The following is a 6,066-nucleotide window of genomic DNA, read 5'->3' as shown; positions in this document are numbered from 1 at the left end:
ATAGCGGGATGAGATTGATACAATCCTTATTGCCGAGAAGGCTAGAAAATGAAATGGCGCTTTAGTCTAAAATCGCCATTATTCAGGGACGACGAGATACACACCACCAATAAAGGCAGCCATGATGAGCAGATATAGGCCATGCCCCAGCCAACGCTTAGCTTGTATTTGCATATTCATTCTATAAATTGAAAAGAGCCTGATAATACAGGCTCTTTAGTGGTACTTATGATAACCAGATCGGCCTTATTGGATGCTATCCACCCAAGCATCTGAATTAAACCACTTATCGTAGATACGATCGTAGGTGCCGTCTTTTTTAATCTGTACCAAATAATTATTGAGGAAGTTTAAGAAGTTCGGATCATCTTGTCGGATAGCCCAACCCAGCGGCTCGTAGGTAAACGCTTGATCCAAGTGAACAACGCTGTCTTTGTGCTGGGCAGCATATAGGGCGTTGTAAGGCATATCATAAACAAAGGCATCTGCTTTGCCATTCGCAACCTGTAACACAGCATCCGCCGATGTTTCGTATAAATCTATCTTTGCTTTCGGGAAAAATTTCTTGGCAGCTTGGGCGCCTGTTGTTCCGATTTGGGTGGAAATCGTGTACTTGGCATCGTTCAGATCACGGAAGCTGTTTACTGTTCCTGCCACTGAAGAACTGATTAGCACGGTTTGCCCTATTTCAAGATAGGTATCCGCAAACATCACCTTGAGATTGCGTTGAGGGGTGATCGCCATACCGCCAATGATAATGTCACACTTGCCTGTCTGCAGCGCCGGAATAATCCCATCCCAAGCGGTATTAACTGGCGTAAATTTTACTTCCATGACACTGGACATGTGTTTGGCGATATCAATATCAAAACCAATAAAACGCCCATCTTTGGTCTTCATTTCGAAAGGAATGTAACCGGCCTCAAAGCAGACTTTCATTTCTCCGTTAGCTAGGATGTTGTCAATCGCCGACGTAGCGGCATTGGCAAGACTACCAGCGAATACCGCACTGGCTAAAAAGATACTGCTAAGGGTGCCTTTCATGTTCTTCCTCGTGTCTAAATATGAATGATACAACGGCTAGCTTTGCATAAACGAGCTGCAATATACCCAAAAGACAACCAAAGGAGTAACTATGGAATCCATGCCTAAGACCATGTTTTTTTAATTGATTCTATAAAATAAGCGCAGATTACGGTTGATTATAACCTAATAACAAAATATTGACCCAAATATAATAATGAAAGCATTTTGCTTTCACCGGCTCCATCGCTAGAATGCCCCCATCGAAGTCTTTTGGAAAATTACTATTATGTCAGTCACTATTTTAGACGGCGGCATGGGCCGCGAGTTGGAACGTCGCAAAGCGCCTTTCAGACAACCAGAATGGTCGGCTCTTGCCATGATGGAAGCTCCTGAAATCGTCAAAGCGGTTCATTTGGCCTACATTGAGGCTGGTTCGAAGGTCATTACAACCAACAGCTATGCCCTAGTGCCATTCCATATCGGCGCTGAAAGATTCCGGCAGCAAGCTAGAGAACTCGCACATTCCTCGGCTCAAGTCGCTCAGGCCGCCGTTCAAGAAAGTGGTAAGTCTGTTCTTATTGCTGGCTCTATGCCCCCGTTATTTGGTTCTTATCGGGCAGACCTGTACGAAGCGGCTCGGGCTGAAGAAATTGCTCGTCCACTAATTGAAGCTCTCTGTCCCAGTGTCGATTTATGGCTAAATGAAACCCAGAGTCTGTTGGCTGAAACACGACAAATCAAAGCGCTAGTCGACACCATAGATCAGGACCGTAAGCCCTACTGGGTATCATTCACATTAGAGGATGCGGAACCGACTACAGAGCCTTGTTTACGCTCGGGGGAGACGGTTGCTGAAGCCGTTCGGGTTATGGCAGGCATGGGCGTCAACGCTATTCTGTTCAATTGTTGCCAGCCAGAAATCATCGCGGATGCCATTCAAACCGCCAAGCAAATACTTGATCAGTTGGAACTGGATATTCAGATTGGCGCCTACGCCAATACTTTTCCTCCGCAACCGAAAAATGCCACTGCGAATGACGGCCTAGATGAACTGCGAGCCGATTTAACGCCAGATACTTACCTAGTGTGGGCGGAAAAATGGCGTGATCTAGGAGCGACTTTAATCGGTGGTTGTTGTGGTATCGGACCGGAACACATCAAGGCGTTAACGGATCACCTATAAAATAAGGTTGTGATTCCTATGAGTTCCTTTTATTATTTTAGATAAATCTAATAAAAGGAACTCAACCATGAAGCAAGCCATTGCCCTCTGCTGCACCCTACTCGGTCTAAGCTCACCTATTTTCGCCTCGGAGTCCGAAGGGGCTGAATCCTTCCAATTCCTCTGCGCCAATTGTCATGTTACTTCCGGTCAAGGCACGATCGCCCCACCTGTATTCGGTATGGTGGATCATGTAAAACGCACTTACCCAAACAGAGAAGACTTTGTAAACTACGTGGTTAATTGGGTACCATCTCCAGATGCCAGCAAAGCGCTTATGCCCGGAGCGGTGAAAAAATTCGGTCTGATGCCAGCCTTGCCATATGATAGTGAACAAGTTCGCCAAATCGCTGAATTTCTGTATGACAATGGCGGCAAAATGCCGGACTGGTACGCTGAGCATTATCAGCAGGAACATGGCAAAGGCTCCATGAATGGCCAAGGTAAAGGCAAAAACTAACAAGAGAAACTATGAACGACCAGAGCAAACTCATACCTACCAATATCATCACCGGCTTTCTAGGTGTCGGTAAAACCACCGCAATCAATGGACTGCTCGCAAATAAACCGGAAGGGGAAATTTGGGCGGTATTGGTAAATGAGTTTGGTCAAGTTGGCATTGATCAAGAAATGATGCCAGACCAAGAAGGTCTGCATATTAAAGAGCTGTCAGGTGGTTGTATTTGCTGTTCATTAGGGTCGTCTCTGCATCTCACCGTTAAAGCGCTGATCGAACAAGCGACACCTGATCGACTAATTATTGAGCCAACAGGTATCGGACACCCTGAAGGTATTATTGATACCCTGATGGGACCAGCCTTTAAAGACAAGTTAGATCTACGTGCAACTATCTGCCTCTTAGATCCGCGGTCATTAGGGGATGAAAATGTCATCAACAATGAGATCTTCCACGACCAAATCAACCTTGCGGATGTGGTGTTAATCAACAAATGTGACTTGGCTGAGGCAGAGCAAGTGGATGTGGTTGAACAGAGTTTGGCCAATATGTTCCCACCGAAACAACATATTGCCCGCACGACCCGTGGACAAATCGCTCCTGACTTATTGGATCTAGTACGCAACGGCCAGCTGGCGGCACAGTTCCCAGAGGCTCACTCACACAATCATACCCATGATCACCATGATCACCATGATCACCACGATCACCACGATCACCACGATCACCACGATCACCACGATCACAGCCATTCTGAACTAAGTGTCGCTACGCCGGGCAAACCAATCCGTAGGATTGGAAATGGGAGCGGTCTATTTAGCTGTGGTTGGATTTTTGATCGGGAGGACTGCTTTGACTACTGGCAGCTCGATGAAATCTTATCGAGCCTTGAGGACATTCAACGAATTAAAGGCGTGATTCGCATCGGCCATGCTTGGGTGTTTTATAACCGAGTTCGAGACGAGCATGACTTTGATAAGGTAGCCTACCGTCGAGATTCCCGCATCGAAATCATCAGTACCCGGGAGCTGGATTGGCAGCACATTGAGCAAGCCATGTTGGCTTGTTTAACAACGCCTGCCGACTGATTTACTGTTCCAATTCGGCTTGCAGTGCATCCTGCTGTTTGACGACCTTATGGTTGTCTTCACTCAGGCCGAACTTCCAATAACTAGAGACGTACACCTTATCCTTTGCGAGAGACAATTCTTTGAAAAAGTATTGTCTTAGTGACCTCATGGAAGAGAACTCGCAGGCTGCCCAAATAGACGTCTGCGACCAATCCTGATCGAGCTCTCTTACCTTATTTGCTAACACACTTTCCTCGCCGGGATGAGGATTCACTACCCAAATCATTTCGATACCTTGCGGTTTAGGTAAGGATTGCTTATCAGACTCAGACGTAATTTCTACAATGGCATAGCCCTTAGCATTTGCTGGTAACTGGGAAAGGTTGACACTAATAGCAGGGAGAGAGGTCATATCCCCGATAAATAAATAATGCTCGGCATCTGCCGCTAACTTTTTCGGGCCAGGGCCGCCGACCAAGATTTCATCCCCGATTTCGCAAGTCTGTGCCCAATGACAGGCAGGGCCGCTATCCCCATGATCACCGTGAATAGCAAAATCCACGTCGATTTGGTCCTCTTGGTGAGCACGTATGGTGTAAGTACGAACCAATGGACGCCCTTCAGCTTGAGGAAACACTAATTTGATGTAACCACTGGCATGGTTTTCTGGGTAATCCCGTACCGCATTCCCTTTTAAGGTGATGCGTAGCATATTAGGGGTCACTTGAGTTTTGTACACTACCTGTAGTGGATGCGCGTTGATGCCTTTCTTTTCCACGATATCTCCAATGCTGTAATTGAGAATGATTCTATTATGGAGGCATACATGCCCAATGCAAGCACTCATAAGAAATAGGGTGTTGCAGTATTAGAAATAACTGCGCTTTTGCGTACTTTTATTTACTACACGAAACCGTTAAGAAAATAACTCAATGCCCCTTGACGAACAGACAATTCTTTATTAATTTTACCCTATCGTTTAGTTATTAAATCGACAGCCAGATTGGCATCGACTTTCTTCTCAGGAGTTTTCCATGCAAAGCAATAATGGTTACTACGGCGAATTCGGTGGGAGCTATATCCCAGAAATTCTTTACGCCAGCCAACAGCAAATTCTTCATGCCTTCGAAGAAGCGAAAAATGATCCAACGTTTATTGCTGAGCTAAAAGACACTTGGCAGAACTACTCTGGTCGTCCAACGCCTTTGACCTTCTGTAAAAACCTTACTGAACACTTTGGCGGCGCCCAGATTTATCTTAAACGGGAAGACTTGAACCAGTCCGGCGCGCACAAGATGAACAACGTAATTGGTCAAGCGTTGCTGGTAAAACGTATGGGTAAAACCCGTGTAATCGCCGAAACGGGTGCGGGCCAACACGGTGTCGCCACTGCCCTAATCGCGGCTCGCCTTGGTCTTGAATGTACCATTTACATGGGTGCGAAAGACGTTAAGCGCCAGTACCCCAACGTATTCTGGATGAAACAACTGGGCGCCACAGTTGTACCAGTTGCAGAAGGTTCACAAACACTTCGTGATGCCTTAGACGAAGCTCTGCGGGACTGGTCTTCTAGTCACGAAAATAGCCATTACCTGATCGGCACCACCTGTGGTTGTGCGCCATTCCCTGAGATGGTTGCCTTCTTCCAATCCGTAATCGGTGAAGAAGTAAAAGAGCAAAGCATGGCCCAATTTGGTCAATACCCAGACCGTTTGTATGCCTGTGTTGGTGGTGGTTCTAACGCTGCTGGTATTTTCTTGCCATTCTTAGATGAGAAAGTGGAAATGGTGGGTGTGGAAGCAGGCGGTAAAGGCCTAGAGCTCGGTCAGCACTCGATTCGTCTTTCCCATGGTTTAGGCTCGAAAGGGATCGCACAAGGTTTCGCCACCATGTTCCTACAGGACGAAAATGGTCAGCTGCAGGACACCCACTCCATCGCCGCCGGCTTGGATTATGTTGGTGTATCCCCGATTATGGCTCACTTAGCGCAAATCGGCCGCATTCAAATGACCTATGCCATGGATGATGAAGTGGTAGACGCCTGCTCATTGTTGCTGAAAAAAGAAGGGATTATCCCAGCGCTTGAGTCGTCTCATGCATTAGCTGGTGCCTTTAAAGATGCGCCAAATTTGCCAAAAGAGTCTCGCATCGTGATCAACCTTTCAGGACGTGGCGACAAAGATATCTTCAACGTGGCCAAAGCCATGAACGACGCTACCTTCCCAGAATTCTTGGAAGATTACCTAGCGGACTACAAAGAACATCTTGCTGACAACCAAGGGGAGGCGTAA

6 protein-coding genes are annotated in these 6,066 nt (G+C 46.7%); 4 read left to right on the top strand and 2 right to left on the bottom strand.

What is annotated here, in order from left to right; all coding sequences use genetic code 11:
- Positions 1-246 precede the first annotated feature (246 nt).
- On the bottom strand, positions 247-1,044 hold the full coding sequence (locus tag FJM67_RS09395) for a transporter substrate-binding domain-containing protein (RefSeq protein WP_140588714.1): 798 nt from the start codon (positions 1,042-1,044) through the stop codon (positions 247-249).
- A 268-nt stretch (positions 1,045-1,312) separates the two neighbouring features.
- Between FJM67_RS09395 and FJM67_RS09390 the strand changes: the two genes are divergently transcribed.
- From FJM67_RS09390 to FJM67_RS09380, 3 genes are all read left to right on the top strand, one after another.
- Positions 1,313-2,209, top strand: coding sequence for a homocysteine S-methyltransferase family protein (locus tag FJM67_RS09390; RefSeq protein WP_235890028.1), 897 nt, complete (start codon positions 1,313-1,315; stop codon positions 2,207-2,209).
- A gap of 67 nt (positions 2,210-2,276) precedes the next feature.
- Positions 2,277-2,708: a cytochrome c gene (locus FJM67_RS09385; RefSeq protein ID WP_140588712.1), complete on the top strand. Its 432-nt coding sequence runs from the start codon at positions 2,277-2,279 to the stop codon at positions 2,706-2,708.
- A gap of 11 nt (positions 2,709-2,719) precedes the next feature.
- Positions 2,720-3,793, top strand: a complete 1,074-nt coding sequence (locus FJM67_RS09380; protein ID WP_140588711.1) for a CobW family GTP-binding protein — start codon at positions 2,720-2,722, stop codon at positions 3,791-3,793.
- Between the two features lies 1 nt (position 3,794).
- On the opposite strand, the gene FJM67_RS09375 is transcribed toward FJM67_RS09380, so the two are convergent.
- The gene (locus tag FJM67_RS09375) at positions 3,795-4,553 is read right to left on the bottom strand and encodes a siderophore-interacting protein (protein ID WP_235890027.1); all 759 of its coding nucleotides are present in this window, start codon (positions 4,551-4,553) and stop codon (positions 3,795-3,797) included.
- 256 nt (positions 4,554-4,809) lie between these two features.
- Here FJM67_RS09375 and trpB point away from each other — a divergent pair, with 256 nt between their 5' ends.
- Complete coding sequence (trpB, locus tag FJM67_RS09370) at positions 4,810-6,066, top strand: tryptophan synthase subunit beta (RefSeq protein WP_140588707.1); 1,257 nt, start codon at positions 4,810-4,812, stop codon at positions 6,064-6,066.

The sequence above is a fragment of the Maribrevibacterium harenarium genome (genome assembly GCF_006385675.1).
Lineage (GTDB): Bacteria > Pseudomonadota > Gammaproteobacteria > Pseudomonadales > Marinomonadaceae > Marinomonas > Marinomonas harenarium.
The sequence above is the reverse complement of the archived record's forward strand: the minus strand, read 5'-3'. Positions and strand labels throughout refer to the sequence as shown.

Excerpts from the sequence above, each read along its gene's own strand:
- FJM67_RS09395 (WP_140588714.1), bottom strand. The coding sequence starts at position 1,044 with ATGAAAGGCACCCTTAGCAGTATCTTTTTAGCCAGTGCGGTATTCGCT.
- FJM67_RS09390 (WP_235890028.1), top strand. The coding sequence starts at position 1,313 with ATGTCAGTCACTATTTTAGACGGCGGCATGGGCCGCGAGTTGGAACGT.
- FJM67_RS09385 (WP_140588712.1), top strand. The coding sequence starts at position 2,277 with ATGAAGCAAGCCATTGCCCTCTGCTGCACCCTACTCGGTCTAAGCTCA.
- FJM67_RS09380 (WP_140588711.1), top strand. The coding sequence starts at position 2,720 with ATGAACGACCAGAGCAAACTCATACCTACCAATATCATCACCGGCTTT.
- trpB (WP_140588707.1), top strand. The coding sequence starts at position 4,810 with ATGCAAAGCAATAATGGTTACTACGGCGAATTCGGTGGGAGCTATATC.